Here is a 16,726-nt window from a genome sequence, read left to right on the forward strand (position 1 = left end):
AAGCTCTCTTTTATCTGTGGGGACAGGCTAACCGCCACGGATTGTACGACTACTCGCCACCTGCTGGGGTTTGCAATTGAGGTACGTCGAGGACTTCAACCAGCGTTGGTCGGGGTACCACGAAAACATGAACTGCCCATCCTTGAGCTTGTCCACCACCTGGCGCGCCACCTGCGGGCGCACGGCCGGACAACCCTGGCTGCGGCCGATGCGGCCTTCGCGCTTGCTCCACAAGGGGCTGACGTAGTCGGCGGCGTGAATCACGATGGCGCGGTCGCGGGCCTGGTCATTGAACCCCGGCTCCAGGCCGTCCATGCGCAGCGAGTAGCCATGGGTGCCGAGGTAGCTTTCCTGGGTGCGGAACAGGCCCAGGCTGGATTGATGGCTGCCTTCCAGGTTGGAGAATTGGGTGGCGAAGTTTTCCCCGGACTTTGCGCCGTGGGCCACCAGGTCGCGCAGCACCAGGGTTTTCTTGCGCAGGTCGAAGATCCACAGCCGACGGGCGGTTGAAGGTTGGGAATAGTCAATCACGGCCAGGCGCTCGGAGCGTTCCTCGCCATTATTGACGGCGCATTGCACGGCGTTCAGGGCGCTTTTCAGTACCGTGGGATTGAGTTCTGGAGCCGAGCGCGCCAGGCTGCTATACAAGGAAGGAGGGTTGCCATTGGCGGCGAGCGTAATAGTGCTCAGTAAAGCCAGGCCCACGGTGACCAAACCGAGGCGGCACATAAAAGTCAGCATCTACAGTACATCCCCCCACTGTGGATTGGAGCAAAGCTATTGTTCAAAAAACACGCATGTTACTTGAGCATTTGCCTGCTCGTTGCACCATTGGTCGCCACAGCCGACGTGCTGCCGGTCGAGCCATTGCCGGTCACCACGCCGGCGCCGGTCGAACTGGCCCCGCTGCAACAGGCACTGGCGCAAATGCCGGGTGTCTGCCCCGGCCTTGCCGCGCAGATAGACGCCGCCGCCCAATTGCGCCTGCAAGCGTTCTACCAGCAGCAGGGGAATGGGCCGCTGTGGTCCGCCAACGATCGCCGCGAGGCACTGCACGCCCAATTGCAGCTGCTCGCCGATGACGGGCTGGACCCCTCCCACTATAGTCTGCCTGCGGCGGATGCCACGGCCAATGTGCTGTGCAGCGACATCGACATCAGCCAGCACTACCTGCAAGCCCTGCAGGATCTGCATTACGGGCGCCTGCAGCAATCGCGCTTCGAACCGCTGTGGCATTCGCAGCCGCCCACCCGCGACCCCGACACCGAAGTGCTGGCCCTCGCTGCCCTCGGCCTGCAAAACATGGCGCAAGCCTTTGACCAGGCGCGCCCCAGCGCCGACCTGTACCGCAGCCTGCGCAACGCCTATTCCACGGTCCGCCTGCAACCCTTGCCCCATTGGGATCCGGTCGGCAGCGGCCCGTTATTGCGTCCCGGCATGGACGACCCGCGTGTCCCGGAACTGGCCCGTCGGCTCCACAGCGGTGGCTACCTGTCTGTCGAGCCCAAGGGCGCGGGCAAACAATACGGTCCGGAACTGGTCACCGCGGTGAAGGCCTTCCAGCTCAGCCACTCCCTGCAATCGGACGGCGTGATCGGTGCCGGCACCGTGGCCGAACTCAATATCAGCCCGGCCATGCGCCGCGAACAACTGCGCATCAACCTCGAGCGTTTCCGCTGGCTGGCCCAGGACCTGGAGCCCGAAGGCGTACTGGTCAACGTCGCCGCCGCGCAACTGAGCGTGTACCAGAGCGGCATCCCGGTGTGGCAGACCCGCCTGCAAGTGGGCCGCGCCGAACGCCAGACGCCGCTGCTCAAGTCACGCATCACCCGGTTGACCCTCAACCCCACCTGGACCATCCCGCCCACCATCATGCGCGAGGACAAACTCCCGGCCATCCGCCTCAACCCCGAGTACCTGCGCCAGCAGAACCTGCAAGTGCTCGACGCCGAAGGCCACCCGCTGGCGCCGGAAAATATCGACTGGGCGCGCCCCGGCAATATCCTCCTGCGCCAGGAAGCGGGCCCGCGCAACCCACTGGGCAAGATCGTGATGCGCTTTCCCAACCCGTACTCGGTGTACCTGCACGACACCCCCAGCCAACCGCTGTTCACCAAGGGCCCGCGGGCGTTCAGCTCCGGTTGCGTGCGGGTCGAACAACCGCTGCTGCTGCGCGACCTGCTGGTCAGCCCGGCCGAACGCGCGCGCACCGATGAACTGCTGGCCACCGGCGTGACCCATGAATTCCGGCTGGCCACCCCGGTGCCGGTGCTGTTGGGCTACTGGACGGTGCAGGTCGACGGCCAGGGTGACCTGGTGTATGCGCCGGATATTTATGGGCGCGACCTGGTGTTGATGAAGGCGATGGGGAGTGTGCTCTAGGGCATTGCCGTGTGGGCAACGATCGACGCGACGGCCTCGGTAGCTGTCACGGAGGCCGTGTCCAGGGTCAACACGGGTTGGTCCCAACGCTCATATTCATGCGCCGATACCGACTGCCAAGTCGGCGGCGTCAACCCAGGAATGTCGCCCCTACGGGTTTCCACCCGGCGCCGGTGTTCCTGTGCGTCTGTACACACCACCTGAATATTGACCAGCGCCACGTCTGCCGTCGCGGCCGTCGCTGTCCAGGCTGCCCGACTCTCCTTGACCGGGTTCACGCAATCGGCGACGACCCTATGGCCCAACTGCAAGTTACTCAGCGCCAGCGCATTCGCCACGCCGTAACCGCTGGCACCGACATCACCCGCCAATACGCCAGCGTCGCGAATCGCCTGTTCGATCACATCGATGCGCAGGTAAACCGCACCGGTCTGGCGCGCCAACTCGCGGGCAATCGTGGTTTTGCCGGTGCCGGGCAGGCCGCTGAAGACGATAAGCATGCTTGACTCTCGATAAGCTTGGGTCGGTTCAGGGTATCCTCCAGTTCCCCCACCGGTCGACCCCAGGACAGCCCATGACCTTGCCGTTCACAAAGATGCACGCCCACGGCGACGATTTCATCATTATCGACCGCCGTGGCCTGGACGACCCTGTCACCCCCGAGGTCGCCCGCCGCCTGGGCAATCGCCACACCGGTATCGGCTTTAATCAATTGGCCGTGGTGCTCGACTGCGAAGACGCCGCTGCGCGCATCAAGTTCTGGAACCCCAATGGCACGCCGCTGCAAACCTGTGGCAGCGCCACGCGCGGGGTGGCCGACCGCTTGATGCATGAAACCCGCAGCGATTCGGTTGTGCTGCGCACCGACCGGGGCCTGCTGACCTGCGCGCGGGTAGCGGATCGTCAAGTGTCGGTCAACATGGGGGAGCCGTCGCTGGACTGGTCGGCCGTGCCGCTGGCCGAGGCCATGGATACGGGTACGTTACCGCTGGCGGGCAACCCGGCGGCGTGCAGCATGGGCAACCCCCATTGCACGTTTTTTGTGGCCGACATCAACGCCATCGACCCTGCCGCCGTCGGCCCGGCGCTGGAAATTCACCCGCTGTTCCCGGCCAGGACCAATGTGCATTTCGTGCAGGTGCTCGACCGTGGGCATATCCGCCTGCGCATCTGGGAGCGTGGCGGCGGCGTGCCGCTGGGTTCCGGTTCGTGCTGCTGCGGCGCGGTGGTCAATGGCATCCGCCGTGGCTTGCTGGATGCCACGGTGCAGGTGCAGTGCGACGGCGGTACGGTCACGGTGCACTGGGACGGGCAGGGTGGTGTGGTGTTGACGGGCAGTGTGGAACCGATCATGCAGGGCAGCGCCTACCTGTTCTGAAACGTCACCGTGAAGGTGGTGCCGGCCGTGGCACAGGAACTCACCGCCACATCGCCGCCATGGACCTTGGCCAACTCCCGCACGATATACAGGCCCAGGCCCACGCTGCGCACGTCGCTGCCCTGGTCGTTGCCACGGGTCATGGGCTCGAACAGCCCGGCCAGCAAACCTGCCGGAATCGCCGTACCGTGGTTGTGTACCGCCACTGCGCAAGCGCCCGCATCCAGGCGCGAGGTGATGGTGATCGGTCGTTGCGGGTCACCATAGGCCACGCTGTTGGCCACCAGGTTGCCGATGATCTGCTGCACGCGATCGGCATCCAGGCAGGCGTCGCCACGGCCCTGTGCGTGATGCTCCAGCGTTGCCTTGGGGAACGCCACGCGCAGTTCGTCCACCGCGCGATGGATCACCTCGTGCAGGTCCAGCGGCGCCGCCTTGATGGTGATGCCCTGGCCGACCCGTGCCTGGGTAAAGTCCAGCAGGTCGGCGATCATGCGTTGCGCGCGCTCGGAGGACTGGTCGATATGCCCCAGCAGTTGGCGCTCCTTGGGTGTGCGTTCGCCACGGCTGAGAAAGTCCGAGGCCATGCGGATCGCCGTGAGCGGGTTTTTCAGGTCATGGCTGACAATCGCGACCATCTGCTCGGCAAACAGGGCGCGACGCTGGGCGATGGCGTAGGCCTCGTTCAGTTCGGCCTGGGCTTGTTGCAGCGCGACTTCGGTGGCGGTTTTTTCCTGCAACAGCGCTTCGGCCAGGTGGCGCGCGTTGAGCAGCTCGCGCTCGTACTTGTCGCGGTCGGTGGTGCCGAACAGCGCCAGGTCGTACACCACGGCGCCGGCCTGTTCGCGTTTGTTGCCGTTGAGCAGCACGGTCAGCTTGTGGCCGTCGCGGTGCAGCAGGTCCAGCTTCACCTCGGTGACGCTGCCGTGCATGCGCAGCATGGGCGCCAGGTGAGTCTGATGGAAGATCCTCCCGCCCATGCTCAGCAGGTCCTGGAAACGCCGGCCCTGCAGCTCGGCGATGCTGAACCCCAGCCCGTCGCTGAAGCGTGCGTTGGCCTGCAGGATCGTGCCATCTTCCGTGGTGACAGCCAGGGCGCAGGCGGCGCTGTCGAACAGATCAGCCGGCACGTGCGGCCATCCACGGCACCAGGAAGGCGTCCATGGCCACCGCGCAGGCCTGCGGTGCGCTCATGTGCGGGCAATGGCCGACGTTGTCCACCAGGCAATAGGTGCTGTTGGGCAGCACGCTGTGCAGGTATTCACCCACGGCCACCGGGGCGATCAGGTCGTCACTCGATTGCAGGATCAGCACCGGGGTGGGCAGGCCGATCACGTCCTGGCGGTTGTCCGACATAAAGGTCACGCGCGCGAACTGCCTGGCGATCTCCGGCTCGGTGCGGCAGAAACTCTCGGTCAACTCGTCGCTCAGCGCCGGTTGGTCGGGGGCTCCCATGATCACCGGGGCCATGGCGCTGGACCAGCCGAGGTAGTTGCTGTCGAGGGTGTCGAGCAGGTCGTCGATGTCGGCGCGCTTGAAACCGCCCACGTAGCCATCGTCATCGATATAGCGTGGCGACGGGCCGATCATCACATGGGCGGCGACACGCCCGGGGGCCAGGCGGTCGGCGAGGGTGCCGATCATGGCACTGACCGAGTGTCCCACCAGGATGACCGGGCCCTCGGCAAAGGCTTCGATGATCTCGTTCAAGTCGCGGGCATAGCCGTCCAGCGCGCTGTACTTGGCCTTGTCAAAAGCGTTGAGGTCGGACAGGCCTGCGCCCGTCAGGTCATACATCACCACGCGAAAACGCTCTTTGAACTGCGGCGCAAGGTAGTTCCACATGGCCTGGTTGCAGCCAAAACCATGGGAAAACACCAGGGTCGAGTGGCCGTCACCCATCACGTTGACGTTGTTGCGCTGGAGTAGGCCCATGGGGATCTCGAAGTTATGGCGTATTGCTAGGTGTGCTGCAGTTTAGATAGTCGATGGCTTTGGGTCACGCGTTATAGCGCCGATAGGGTAAAGTCGGCGCCTTCAGGAAGAAACTTCAGGTAACAAACATGATGCGGTGGTTGCGGCAATCCGTCTTGAGTCTGCTGGTATTGATTTCCGCCGGCCTGTTTATCACCGCCCAGGGCGAGACGTCGCCCATCGGCGTGGCCCTCGACCAGCGGGTGATCGACCTCACCAACACCCTCGACGCCGCCACCACCACCCGTCTGCAAGACCAGCTCGCCGCCCTTGAGCAGCGCAAAGGCGCGCAGGTGGCGGTGTTGCTGGTGCCCACCACCCGTGGCGCGAGCATCGAGGACTACGCCAACCAACTGTTCCGCGCCTGGAAACTGGGGCGCAAGGATGTCAACGACGGCATCCTGCTGCTGGTGGCCAAGGATGATCGCAAGGTGCGCATCGAAGTCGGTTACGGCCTGGAGGGCACGGTGACCGACCTGCTGGCCCACCGGATTATTGAAGAACACATCACCCCGGCCTTTCGCCAGGGCGACTATGCCGGCGGTGTCGAGCAGGGCGTGAACGACTTGGTTGTCCTGGTGGATGGCGGTGACTTGCCGCAAGTGGCCGGGCACGGCGGCAGTCTTGAGGCGCTTGCGGTATTGCTGGCGTTTGTGTGTGGTGCCATCGGTGGCGTGCTGGTCGCGGCGCGCAAGCTGGGCTGGCGCGGGGCGCTGATCGCCACCGCAGCCGTTACCGTGGCGCTGGTGGTATTCGCCGGTGGCCGGGAATGGCCGATGTACCTGCTGGTACTGCCGCTGACCCTCCTGATCGGCGGCGCCACCTTCGGCGCCTTGTGGCTGGCGCGCACGGCGTTCTACTGCGTGATAGGGCTGTTGGCCTACATCGCCGGGGTGGTGATCGCCAACCGGTTCGTGGAGGTCAGCTATATCCATTGGCTGGTGTGGCCGTTTGGCGCGGCATTGGTGCTGGGCTTGTACCTCGGGTTGTTCTTCGTCATCAGGGCATCCTGGAAAAAGCGCCCGCGCTTTTTCCTCCTGCGTGCGCTGGCGGTCATGGCCATCTACGTCGCTGCGGCGACACTGCTGGGGCACGGGTATCAGGGCTGGATCGTGGCGATTCCAGTGGCCTCCTTTGTGGCGTTTATCGTGTTTGTGCAGAGCATCGCCAGTTCCGGCTCGGGGTCCGGTTCGGGCGGTGGTTCCGGTTCGGGCTCCAGTGGCTCCAGCTCCAGCAGCAGTTCCTCGGGGGGCGGTGGTTCCAGTGGCGGTGGCGGGGCGTCGGGGAGTTGGTAATCGGCGGTTGTTCGGCGTGACGCCAGGCTGCAAGCGGCTGTCGGGCAAAGCCTTGGACGTTACAGCCGCTTGGACAGAAACACGCGACTGCTGCCTGCCGGTTCACATGGGACTTCCCCGAACCGCACCCACCCATGCTTTTCATAAAAGCCCGGTGCCTGAAAACTGAGGGTATAGAGCACCGCGTTCGCGCAGCCGCGACGCCGGGCTTCGTGCTCAAAGGCGTGCAGCAATCGGCTGCCGAGGCCTGTGCCGCGCAGGGTCTCGGGCAGGTGGAACAGGTCGAGAAAAGCCATGCCCAGGGTGGTTTTGCCGGTGATGCCGCCGACGATCTGCCGGGTATCGGGATCTTTGAGCAATACCGTCAGAGGCAGGCGATCGTTGTAGCCGGCGATACCTTCGTTGAACGCAGCCAGGCCGTTGCCGAGCATACGCTCGGCGTCGGGATTGGCCTGGTCGCTGACTTCAATAAGCGCTGCGGTCATTGCGAAACCCTCCGTTGGTTAAAGCGTCATCAGCATCTCATGCCAGGCCATGCCGCCATGATCCGAGGGTGACGGCTGCATGTAGGTGTAGCCCATGCGGGTGTACAACGGCACATGCTGTTCCTTGCACATCAGGTGAATCGTGCGCTTGCCCATGGCGCGCATGCGCTGCACGAACTCGCTCATCAGCACCTTGGAATACCCCTTGCCTTGATGCGCCGGGTCGACCACCACCGACATGATCACCACATTCGGCGCCTCGGCCGAATGCCCCACCAGTTCCTTGAACGCCTCGTCCGACATCACCACTTCGTGGGCACAGCCGCTGTTGATAAAACCTGCCACTTCGCCATCGGCTTCCAGGATCAAAAAACCTTGCGGGTATAGGGCAATGCGCGTGGCGATCTTTTCCAGGGTCGCGGCTTCGTCGCCCTCGTAGGCGGTGATTTCAATTTCAAAGCAACGGGCGGCGTCGGCGGGGAGGGCGTTGCGCAAGGTGAGGGCGGGCATGGGCGTTTCCTGGGGCGTTGAGCGAAAGGCCACATCATAACGGCCTCGCTGGGACTCTGCGCAGAACACAGATCGAAATTGTGGGAGGGGGCAAGCCCCCTCCCACAGTTTTGTCCGCGCCAGGCTTGGTGGTGGGTGCTGTTTTCGATGCATGTTGGTCAGGGCCATGACGTTCAAGAGGCAGTGTGGAACCCGCCAAAGCGGGTTTCCTCACTGCTCAAGTCACATCAACTCACCGTAAACACATCCGCCACGTCCTGGACCAGGATCCGGGCGGTATTGGCGACGGTGCAACCGATTGGCAGAACGACTGCTCGGCCTGAGTGCTTGATAGGATTAAACTGCCAAAGCGGGAGCAAGCTCCCTCACCTCCGTTATTCATTCACCCGGGCGGGCAACGGAAATCCATGAAGGAAGGACCCATGCTGGAAATAAAACGCGCCACCCCCACCGACGCCAACGCCGCTTTTGACATCCGCCGCGCAGCCATTCGCAGCCAATGCATCGGTGCCTACACCGCTGAACAAATGGCGCTCTGGACCCGTGGCAAGGCCGAGGACGGCTACAGCGCGCTGATGGAAAAACCGTTCTACCTGGGCTGGTTGAACGGTGAGCCGATCGCCACTGGCATGCTCGACCCGGCCAACAACGAAGTCGGCGCGCTGTTCGTGTTGCCCGCATTTACCGGATGCGGGTATGGCAAGGCGATGCTGGATCACCTTGAGCAGGTCGCGCGGGAACTGGCGATTGAAGAGGTGGTGCTGGACGCGACGTTGAATGCCGCGAGTTTTTATCGCGCGTGCGGCTATGTGGGCGATGAACAGGCGATTTATCACTCGCCGTCGGGGTTGCGGTTGGCGTGTATTCCGATGAAAAAACAGATGGGTTGAAACGGAGTTCCAACCAAAAAAGCGCCATTGGCTTGTTACGCAATAATCTACTCCGCCCGTCACCCGCAAAGTCTGGTCAATAACCGGCGATGTTATAGTCCCGGCGCTTTTTTACCTTTTGATCGCGCCGGGAGGCCCTAGGAGACTCCGCATGAACCTCTACACCGCAGGCTACGAAGGACTGTCTATCGACGCATTCATCGCGCGACTCAGGCAGGCCGGGATCGACAAGGTGCTGGATGTGCGTGAATACCCGCTGTCGCGAAAAAAAGGCTTCTCCAAAAATGCCTTTGCCCAATGCCTGGCTGCGGAGGGGATCGCCTATGAGCACATCCGGTCGCTCGGCTGCCCGAAGCCCATACGCAAGCAATACAAGGAAGACGGTAATTGGGCCACCTATGCGCGTGAGTTCAGGGCTTATATCCGCACCCAAGGCACTGTGTTGAGCGAGCTGCTTTGCAGCGCGGTTGAACTGCGTATCTGCATGGTCTGCTATGAGGCGGACGCAAGTTTTTGCCATCGCAGTTTGATCGCCGAAGCCGCGCAGGAAGTGGAGCCGTCGCTGGATGTTCAGCATCTGCCGGTCAAAACAACGCTATTTGTTGATCGTCTTCGTTCTGTCGCTTAGGTGGATAGATCAAGCTTATGATCAGCCACTGTTTGGGAAAACGATGGATCGTGCCCATCAACAGCATGAGGTCTTTGTCGGGTAGATCGGTTTCCAGCTTGTGCCGAAATGGGGCCTCCTGATCTTTCATCGCTGCATGGGAATCTACACAACTTTGTAGCAGCCAACGGTAACCACGATGCGAGTGGTGGGGCAATGTACTCGGTCTGATCCAACATCCTGCTCGGTTGTCAGTCTGCTATCGGGGGCAAGCCCCCTCCCACATTTAGGTAGCTGGGCATCAGTTAGATAGTCGTCGGCTCCCGAGCCGTCAGGTAGCAAACTCCAGGGGACCTGCATCAGTGACGCAAATGTGCACGCAAGCTCCCAATCACCTGCTCAACCGACAGCCCTTTGATCACCGGAGGCCTCAGGCTCTCACCAAACTCCCGCCACACAAACAGCGTCAGTTCCGCACCATCGGTGAGCGTTTTTGCCAGGCCCTGCGAACCCAAACCCTGCAACCGCCGATAGCGCTCATCCCGCCAGAATGCTTCCTCCACCCAGTCATACACCGGGATGAAATGAAAGTGCAGCGGGAACCCCGGCAGATGCCCATAGCGGCTGATATACAACCATTTGGGCTTGAGTTGCGCCTCCATGACCCGCTGGGTTTTCGCAAGCAGTCCACCCAGTTCGGCCAGCGCTGCATCCGGCATATCGGCGAGGGAATCAACAGGCGCCTTGGCACCCAGCATCAGGTAACCCGGCAGCTTCGAAGCCAGGTGATGGTTGAGCAGCCAGTGCTCGGTCTCAAACAGGATGTAGGCGGGGTCGATCTGCATCAGTGCGCGTCCTTGGGAGCAAGGTCGGCAGGATAACAAGCACGCACGCCTGTATCCCACAAAACCACGGGATCTGTGTCTACCCCATGCAGCCTCAGCCCGATAGCTTCCCGTCACGACCACCCACGACCGAGCAAACCATGGAACTCACCGCTGTCCCGTTTGGCATCACCGACTGGTCCACCGTCGAACCCGAGCTTCACCCCGGCGTCAGCGGCAGTGCCTCATGGCGCACCTGCCACTTTGGCACCACCCGCGTGCGCAGGGTCGAATACAGCCCCGGCTACCTGGCCGATCACTGGTGCAAGCGCGGGCATGTGCTGCTGTGCCTGGAAGGCGAGTTGCACACTGAGCTGGAAGACGGCCGCCGGTTCACGCTGACGGCGGGGATGAGTTACCAGGTGGGCAATGATATGGAGGCACATCGTTCCTCGACGAGTGTCGGGGCGAAGCTGTTTATCGTGGATTGAGGAGTGACCTTTGCGGCGAGCGGGCTTGTTGTGGTGAGCGGGCTTGCCCCGCGTTGGGCTGCGAAGCAGCCCCAATAAGATCATGAAGTTCCTTCAGATAGACCTCGTCGGCAGGCTTCAGGGCCGCTTCACAGCCCAACGCGGGGCAAGCCCGCTCGCCACAAAAACAGGAACAGCCACAGAAACAACCACAAAAATCCGGTGCATCAATGCATCTTGCTATGGTCCATGCCATCCAGCCCACGCGCCGTGGCCTGGACCTCAACGGTCTGCTTTTCGCCCTTGGCGTCCTGCACCGTCAGGGTCAGCGGCACCTGGTCACCTTCCTTGATCTGGCCGGTCAGGCCCATCAGCATCACGTGGTAGCCGTCCGGGTCGAGCTTGACTGCCTTGCCCGTCGGCAGGGCCACCGAGTCCACGGGGGCCATGCGCATCACGTCGTCCTTCATGCTCATCTCATGGATCTGCACATCCTTGGCCATCGGCGAGGCCACGCTGAGCAGCTTGCTGTCGCTGTCGGCGGTCACGGTCATGAATGCCCCGCTGGACGGTTGGCCCGGCACCGAGGCGCGCACCCAGGCGTCGGTGACTTGCACCTGGGCACTGGCGTGGGCGGCGAGGCCCAGCAGGGTGAGGCCAAGGGTGAAGCGCTTGAGGTGTTGAACGGCAGTCATTAGCAGACCTCCATGACGGTGAGCAGGTCTTCTGCGCACTCTTTAGCGGTAAGGGATGCCTGCAACCCCAGGCGCAGGTTGCCACGGGTGTCGAAGACAAAACTGGTGGCCGTGTGGGACAGGGTGTAGGTGTCGCCGGCGGGGATCTTTTCATAGAAGATCCCGAACTCCTTGGCGGCCACGGCGATTTCTTCCGGGGTGCCGTACAGCGCTTCGAAGCTGGGGTCGAAGGCCTTGACGTACTTGTCGAGAATCTCCGGCGTGTCGCGTTCCGGGTCCAGGGTGATAAAGATCACCTGCATGATCTCGCCGTCGCGGCCCATCAGTTTCTTGGCCTGGGCGGCGCGGGCCAGCGTGGTCGGGCACACGGCCGGGCACTGGGTGAAACCGAAGAACACCACCGGCATCAGGCCACGGTAGGAACTGAGGGTGACGATGTCGCCCTCGGTGTTCTTGAGCTTGAAGGTGCGGCCCATGATCTTGTCGCTCAAGTCCTTGCCGTACTTGAAGTTCAACTTGGGGCTGTTGTCACAACCGGCCAGCAGGCCCAGGCCCAACAGGCCCATGCCGGTCAGGACCTTGCGGCGGGTGAATAACGTACTCATCAACGGTGCATCCTGTGAAACGCCCGCATTGCGCGAAATCAACTCGGCGGGCTTTGAATAGGAGTAAACGAGGAGGGCGCCAAGTCTACCAACCCTGGCCAGCCCGCGTAATCTGCGACGTTCTGCCACAGGGGCACGCTGGATTTCATCCTTTTGCACCGCTGGTGGTAGAGTCGCCGCCATGAAATCGAGCCACCCCGACCGTTCCCTGATCGTCTGGACCCTGTACTTCTGCGTGCTGATGAACCTGTTCGTGTGCGGTTTGGGCCATGGCCAGATGACCGGCCAGCAGCTCAACGGGATCGGTGGCGCGTTCTGTGGAGTGGACGGCCAACAGGCGCCACTTTCCGACAAAGGGCTGGGCGCCCCGTCTTCCAGTAACATCTCGTACTACTTTGCCTGCCCGGTGTGCAACGCCGTGACCGTCGCGCTGGTGTTCCTGATCGGCCTGGCCTGGTTGCTGGGCCTGGGGCAGACCCCACGCCCGGCCCATGAGCGGCGCAACAAGGCGCCGCCGCGTTATTCCTGGCCTTCGGCCAACCCCCGCGCATCCCCCGCATTCTGACGTGTGCCCTGGGCCTCCTGTGAACAGGGGGCGTTCTATCGTCACGACTGTGAGTGCGCTTTATGAACCATCACTTGCCTGCAGGCGCCAGCCGCCTGGTCAGCCAGGCGTCCCGCCGCACGCGCGCGGAGCCGGCACGCCCGGACTACCCGAGCAATGCCCGCTGCTTTGTGCACCTGGATGCACGCCTGTTGCCGTATTGGCACACCGTGTTCGACATCTGCCCGACGCTGCTCAAGCTCGACCCGCCCGAAGGCCTGAACCTGTTTCGCAGCTTCATGACCTGGGCCTATCGCAACCGCCCGGCCCAGGACTGGACGTATCACTTGAGCGTCTGTCGTTGGCTGTTGGGCTCGGCGTATCGCGCGCAGATTGGCGACGAGCCCATCGAGGCCTTCATGGCCGCCGCCGCAGCGCGCTGGATCATTACCGATCAGAGCCCTGCGCTGGGCATCGTCCTGGCGTGGCGCGGGTCGAAGGTGTTCGATTGGAAGGACGCTCGGTTCGCGGCTGCCGAACAACAGGTGCTGCCCGCTCCAGCGTGGGAGTTTGCCTGGAGCCCGCTGACGCACCTGGGCGAATTCAACCGCTGGTTGCCGCTGCCGTGAACCGCGCTTGATCGGCATCAAGGCCACGGCCTGCGCAAGTCCGCACACTGAGGGTCCTCACTGGCCGGTCCCTCTGCGAGGCCTCCATGCTCTACCTCCTGTTGCTATTGGCCCACCTGTTCGCCGCGCTGATCTTTATCGGCACGGTGTTTTTCGAGGTGCTGATCCTGGGGCACCTGCACCAGCACTTGCCGATTCGGGTGATGGTGCTGGTGGAGCAGGGCGTCGGCCGGCGCGCCCGGGTAGTGATGCCGTGGGTGTTGCTGGTGCTGTTCGGCGCCGGGCTCGGCATGGTCTGGCTGCGTTATCTGCCGGCGTTGGCGGCACCGTTGGCGTCCTCGTTCGGCACGTTGCTGAGCCTCAAGTTGATCCTGGCCGCCAGCGTATTGCTGCACTTTCTGGTGACCATGGCGCGGATGCGCTGGGGCAAGGTCAGCGCGCGCTATAGCCGCTTTATTCACCTGAGCCTGTTCGCGCACATGGTCGCCATTGTGTTGCTGGCCAAGGGCATGTTTTACCTCAGTTGGTAACGACCTTGATGCATATCAAGGTGCGCCGACCAGTCGCACCGGACAATGCACCACCGCCGCCCGCTCCGGAGTCCGCCATGCGCACCCATCTTCATCCCACCCGCTTTCGTCAGGGCCAGGGCGTGCTGGACCTGGCCTGCGATGCGGACACGCGCCGCTTCCATGGCGGTGTGGGTTCCCTCGACCTGTTGCGTGCCCTGCGCGACAGTCGCCAGCGCCAGCGGCCCCTGGCGTTGAACCTGCAGTGGCCGGCGGTTGACGGCGGCGCCGACTACCTGCGCAGCCTCACCGAGGAAATCCAGTTGATCGGCTGCCAGCTCGGCCCGCGCCAACCGGTCGAGCACTTTCACCTGCGCGGCACCACGCCGACGATCGAGCAGGTGTGTACGTTGCTGGAACACCTGCACAGCCGCTTCAACTTTCTCGACCACGACCGTGGCGACTACCGAATCGACCTCGACCCCTGGCACATCGACTGGGCCACCATGGGCCTGTTGCGCGACCAGGGCTTCAACCATGCCAGCATCGGCGTGCCCGACGTCAGTCGCGAGGGACCGCTGTGCCAGGCGCGCTACCAGGACCCGGCGCCTATCGAATCGCTGGTGGATGCGGCGCGCACCTTTGGCTTTCGCTCGGTGAACATCGACCTCGGCTACGGCCATGCCTGGCAGACGCCGGCCAGTTTCGAGTTGAAACTGGCCAGCCTGATTGCCCTGGAGCCGGATCGCCTGCAACTGTTCGATTACGCCCAGCCACCGGTGCGCTATCAGGGCCGTCAATCCCAGGCGTTTTGCAGCACGGCGGATAAACGCGCCATGCGCCGCAGCGGCTTTGAACACCTGGCCGCCGCCGGGTATCACTACATCGGCCTGGGCCAGTTCGCCCGCACCGACGATGACCTCAAGCAGGCCCAGGAGCGCGGTCGTCTCAGCCGTAATTGCGAAGGCTTCACCCTGCACGGCTACTGCGATCACATCGGCTTTGGCCTGGGGGCCATCAGCCAGATCGACACGCTGTGTGTCCAGAACACCCTGGATGCCCTTGAGTACTGCGCCCAGCTGAGCAACGGCCAGCTCGCCACCTGTTGTGGCGGGTTTCACGAAACCGCCGACCCGGCGCGTCTGTACGTCACCGAGCCCCTGACCACCTCCGTCAGCGCCAACGACGAGGTGATCGACCATGACGGCGTTTGAGTTCGACCGTGCCCTGGTGCACAAATACGACCGCCCGGGGCCGCGCTACACCTCGTACCCGACCGCGCCGCAGTTCAACAGCGCGTTTGCCCTGGACGACTATCACCAGGCCGTGCGCGCCAGTCACCAACTCGCCGCGCCCAAGGCGTTGTCGATGTACATCCATATTCCGTTCTGCCAGAGCCTTTGCTACTACTGCGGCTGCCACAAGATCATCACCCGCAAGACCCATCGCGCCGTCGAGTATGTGGCGTACCTCAAGCGCGAGATCCAGATGCAGGGCGCGCTGTTCGAGCGCTCGCGACGCCTGACCCAATTGCACCTGGGCGGCGGCACCCCGACGTATCTGGACGACGCGCAACTGGCCGAACTGATGGCCTGCCTGGCGGACAACTTCAGCCTGGATGACAGCGACGCCCATGAGTTTTCCATCGAGGTCGACCCGCGCACCATCAGCCTTGAGCGCATCAACACCCTGCGCCGCCTGGGCTTCAATCGCCTGAGCTTCGGCGTGCAGGACTTCGACCCCGACGTCCAGGCCGCCGTCAATCGCGTGCAAAGCGAAGCGCAGATCCTGCAACTGGTGGCGGCGGCCCGCGAGGCGCGCTTCAAGTCGGTGAGTGTCGACCTGATCTACGGCCTGCCCCTGCAAACCGTGGCCAGCTTCGACGTGACCCTGAGCAAGCTGATCGCCCTGCGCCCCGACCGCGTGGCCGCCTACAGCTACGCGCACCTGCCAAGCCAGATCCGCGCCCAGCGCATGATCCGCCCCGAAGACATGCCACCCCCGGCACGCAAGCTGGAGCTGCTGGAACTGACCATTCGCCGCCTCACCGAGGCCGGGTATGTCTACATCGGCATGGACCATTTCGCCCTGCCCGACGATGAGTTGGCACTGGCCCGCGTCAACGGCAGCCTGCAACGTAACTTCCAGGGTTACTCCACCCATGCCGATTGCGACTTGATCGGCCTGGGCGTATCGGCCATCGGCAAGGTCGGCGACAGCTACAGCCAGAGCGTCAAGGAACTGTCCCAGTACTACGCGCGCATCGATGCGGGCATGCTGCCGGTGCAACGCGGTTACCGGCTCAACCCCGACGACGTACTGCGCCGCGAGGTGATCAATGGGTTGATGTGCGACGGCCGCGTCGATGTCGCCCAGGTGGAAGCGGCCCATGGCATTCGGTTCAATGAGTATTTTGCCCAAGCGTTGACGCAGTTGGACGAGCAAGTGGCGGACGGGCTGTTGCTGGTTCGGGACGACGCGCTGCAACTGCTGCCCAAGGGCCAACTGATGGTACGCAGCGTGGCCATGGCCTTCGACGCCTACCTGGGCGGTGCCCACAAAGGCCAATTCTCCCGCACCGTCTGACCCACCACGCAGCCCGATAGCAGTGTGTCAGCCAACACCTCTACCAACCCTGCCACCGCCATCGAAGCCTCGCTGAAGCTCGACATCTCCCAGAGGGAATCAGCGGTGCCCATCAGACCTACGGTCGGACGTTTTCTACCTGTCAACAACATTCAAATGTGGGAGGGGCGGTGCGACGATTCGACTTGCTCCCGATAGCGGTGGGTCAGCCAGCACCTCTATCAACTGTGCCGCCGTCATCGAAGCCTCGCTGAAGCTCGACATCTCCCACAGGGGATCAGCGGTGCCCACGAGATCTACAATCGGGCAACTTCCCACCTGCCAACCGAGCTCAAATGTGGGA

The 16,726-nt window shown here is 63.1% G+C and carries 20 protein-coding genes; 11 read left to right on the forward strand and 9 right to left on the reverse strand.

From position 1 onward, the window contains the following. Window positions 1-27: 27 nt before the first annotated feature. Complete coding sequence (locus BFP99_RS21250) at window positions 28-741, reverse strand: murein L,D-transpeptidase catalytic domain family protein (RefSeq protein ID WP_053134289.1); 714 nt, start codon at window positions 739-741, stop codon at window positions 28-30. Between the two features lie 39 nt (window positions 742-780). Between BFP99_RS21250 and BFP99_RS21255 the strand changes: the two genes are divergently transcribed. Further along, complete coding sequence (locus BFP99_RS21255) at window positions 781-2,382, forward strand: L,D-transpeptidase family protein (protein ID WP_065948106.1); 1,602 nt, start codon at window positions 781-783, stop codon at window positions 2,380-2,382. Here BFP99_RS21255 and BFP99_RS21260 read toward each other — a convergent pair. Continuing rightward, entirely contained in the window at window positions 2,379-2,882 is a 504-nt protein-coding gene (locus tag BFP99_RS21260) for an AAA family ATPase (protein WP_065948107.1), read from the reverse strand. The two genes, BFP99_RS21255 and BFP99_RS21260, sit on opposite strands and share 4 nt — an antisense overlap. Before the next feature lie 74 nt (window positions 2,883-2,956). Here BFP99_RS21260 and dapF point away from each other — a divergent pair, with 74 nt between their 5' ends. Further along, window positions 2,957-3,760, forward strand: a complete 804-nt coding sequence (gene dapF / locus BFP99_RS21265) for a diaminopimelate epimerase (protein ID WP_065948108.1) — start codon at window positions 2,957-2,959, stop codon at window positions 3,758-3,760. On the opposite strand, the gene BFP99_RS21270 is transcribed toward dapF, so the two are convergent. Both BFP99_RS21270 and BFP99_RS21275 read right to left on the reverse strand, forming a co-directional pair. Next, entirely contained in the window at window positions 3,748-4,890 is a 1,143-nt protein-coding gene (locus BFP99_RS21270) for a PAS domain-containing sensor histidine kinase (protein ID WP_065948109.1), read from the reverse strand. The genes dapF and BFP99_RS21270 overlap by 13 nt on opposite strands. After that, window positions 4,880-5,695, reverse strand: coding sequence for an alpha/beta fold hydrolase (locus tag BFP99_RS21275; protein ID WP_065948110.1), 816 nt, complete (start codon window positions 5,693-5,695; stop codon window positions 4,880-4,882). The genes BFP99_RS21270 and BFP99_RS21275 overlap by 11 nt, the downstream gene beginning before the upstream one ends. A gap of 128 nt (window positions 5,696-5,823) precedes the next feature. On the opposite strand from BFP99_RS21275, the gene BFP99_RS21280 reads away from it, so the two are divergent. Beyond that, window positions 5,824-7,029, forward strand: coding sequence for a TPM domain-containing protein (locus BFP99_RS21280; RefSeq protein WP_065948111.1), 1,206 nt, complete (start codon window positions 5,824-5,826; stop codon window positions 7,027-7,029). A gap of 59 nt (window positions 7,030-7,088) precedes the next feature. Here the strand turns inward: BFP99_RS21280 and BFP99_RS21285 are convergent, their stop codons facing one another. Both BFP99_RS21285 and BFP99_RS21290 read right to left on the reverse strand, forming a co-directional pair. Beyond that, window positions 7,089-7,514, reverse strand: coding sequence for a GNAT family N-acetyltransferase (locus BFP99_RS21285; protein ID WP_065924614.1), 426 nt, complete (start codon window positions 7,512-7,514; stop codon window positions 7,089-7,091). Between the two features lie 18 nt (window positions 7,515-7,532). Beyond that, window positions 7,533-8,024 carry a GNAT family N-acetyltransferase gene (locus BFP99_RS21290; protein ID WP_065948112.1) on the reverse strand — a complete coding sequence of 164 codons (492 nt, stop codon included), beginning with the start codon at window positions 8,022-8,024 and terminating at the stop codon, window positions 7,533-7,535. A gap of 422 nt (window positions 8,025-8,446) precedes the next feature. Here BFP99_RS21290 and BFP99_RS21295 point away from each other — a divergent pair, with 422 nt between their 5' ends. Continuing rightward, entirely contained in the window at window positions 8,447-8,914 is a 468-nt protein-coding gene (locus BFP99_RS21295; RefSeq protein ID WP_065948113.1) for a GNAT family N-acetyltransferase, read from the forward strand. Between the two features lie 151 nt (window positions 8,915-9,065). Then, the gene (locus BFP99_RS21300) at window positions 9,066-9,542 is read left to right on the forward strand and encodes a DUF488 domain-containing protein (RefSeq protein WP_065948114.1); all 477 of its coding nucleotides are present in this window, start codon (window positions 9,066-9,068) and stop codon (window positions 9,540-9,542) included. Window positions 9,543-9,880: 338 nt separating this feature from the next. Here BFP99_RS21300 and BFP99_RS21305 read toward each other — a convergent pair whose 3' ends face one another. Continuing rightward, the gene (locus tag BFP99_RS21305; RefSeq protein ID WP_065948115.1) at window positions 9,881-10,366 is read right to left on the reverse strand and encodes an HIT family protein; all 486 of its coding nucleotides are present in this window, start codon (window positions 10,364-10,366) and stop codon (window positions 9,881-9,883) included. Window positions 10,367-10,506: 140 nt separating this feature from the next. Here BFP99_RS21305 and BFP99_RS21310 point away from each other — a divergent pair, with 140 nt between their 5' ends. Then, entirely contained in the window at window positions 10,507-10,836 is a 330-nt protein-coding gene (locus BFP99_RS21310; RefSeq protein WP_065948116.1) for a DHCW motif cupin fold protein, read from the forward strand. A gap of 206 nt (window positions 10,837-11,042) precedes the next feature. On the opposite strand, the gene BFP99_RS21315 is transcribed toward BFP99_RS21310, so the two are convergent. After that, a complete protein-coding gene (locus tag BFP99_RS21315; protein ID WP_065924619.1) occupies window positions 11,043-11,510 on the reverse strand; it encodes a copper chaperone PCu(A)C in 468 nt (155 codons plus the stop codon). Beyond that, window positions 11,510-12,115 carry an SCO family protein gene (locus BFP99_RS21320; protein ID WP_065948117.1) on the reverse strand — a complete coding sequence of 202 codons (606 nt, stop codon included), beginning with the start codon at window positions 12,113-12,115 and terminating at the stop codon, window positions 11,510-11,512. The genes BFP99_RS21315 and BFP99_RS21320 overlap by 1 nt, the downstream gene beginning before the upstream one ends. 181 nt (window positions 12,116-12,296) lie before the next feature. Between BFP99_RS21320 and BFP99_RS21325 the strand changes: the two genes are divergently transcribed. The 5 genes from BFP99_RS21325 to hemN all read left to right on the forward strand — a co-directional run bounded on the left by BFP99_RS21325 (window position 12,297) and on the right by hemN (window position 16,383). Continuing rightward, window positions 12,297-12,680, forward strand: coding sequence for a DUF2946 domain-containing protein (locus BFP99_RS21325; protein ID WP_065948118.1), 384 nt, complete (start codon window positions 12,297-12,299; stop codon window positions 12,678-12,680). Between the two features lie 62 nt (window positions 12,681-12,742). Then, window positions 12,743-13,288, forward strand: coding sequence for a putative natural product biosynthesis protein (locus tag BFP99_RS21330; protein ID WP_065948119.1), 546 nt, complete (start codon window positions 12,743-12,745; stop codon window positions 13,286-13,288). 86 nt (window positions 13,289-13,374) lie between these two features. Then, complete coding sequence (locus BFP99_RS21335; RefSeq protein WP_065948120.1) at window positions 13,375-13,818, forward strand: CopD family copper resistance protein; 444 nt, start codon at window positions 13,375-13,377, stop codon at window positions 13,816-13,818. A gap of 77 nt (window positions 13,819-13,895) precedes the next feature. Then, complete coding sequence (locus BFP99_RS21340; RefSeq protein WP_083221231.1) at window positions 13,896-15,011, forward strand: coproporphyrinogen III oxidase; 1,116 nt, start codon at window positions 13,896-13,898, stop codon at window positions 15,009-15,011. Continuing rightward, complete coding sequence (hemN, locus tag BFP99_RS21345) at window positions 14,998-16,383, forward strand: oxygen-independent coproporphyrinogen III oxidase (protein ID WP_065948121.1); 1,386 nt, start codon at window positions 14,998-15,000, stop codon at window positions 16,381-16,383. Before BFP99_RS21340 ends, hemN begins: the two co-directional genes overlap by 14 nt. Window positions 16,384-16,726: the final 343 nt, after the last annotated feature.

The sequence above is a fragment of the Pseudomonas sp. 1 R 17 genome, assembly GCF_900067035.1.
In the GTDB taxonomy this organism is placed as follows: domain Bacteria; phylum Pseudomonadota; class Gammaproteobacteria; order Pseudomonadales; family Pseudomonadaceae; genus Aquipseudomonas; species Aquipseudomonas marginalis.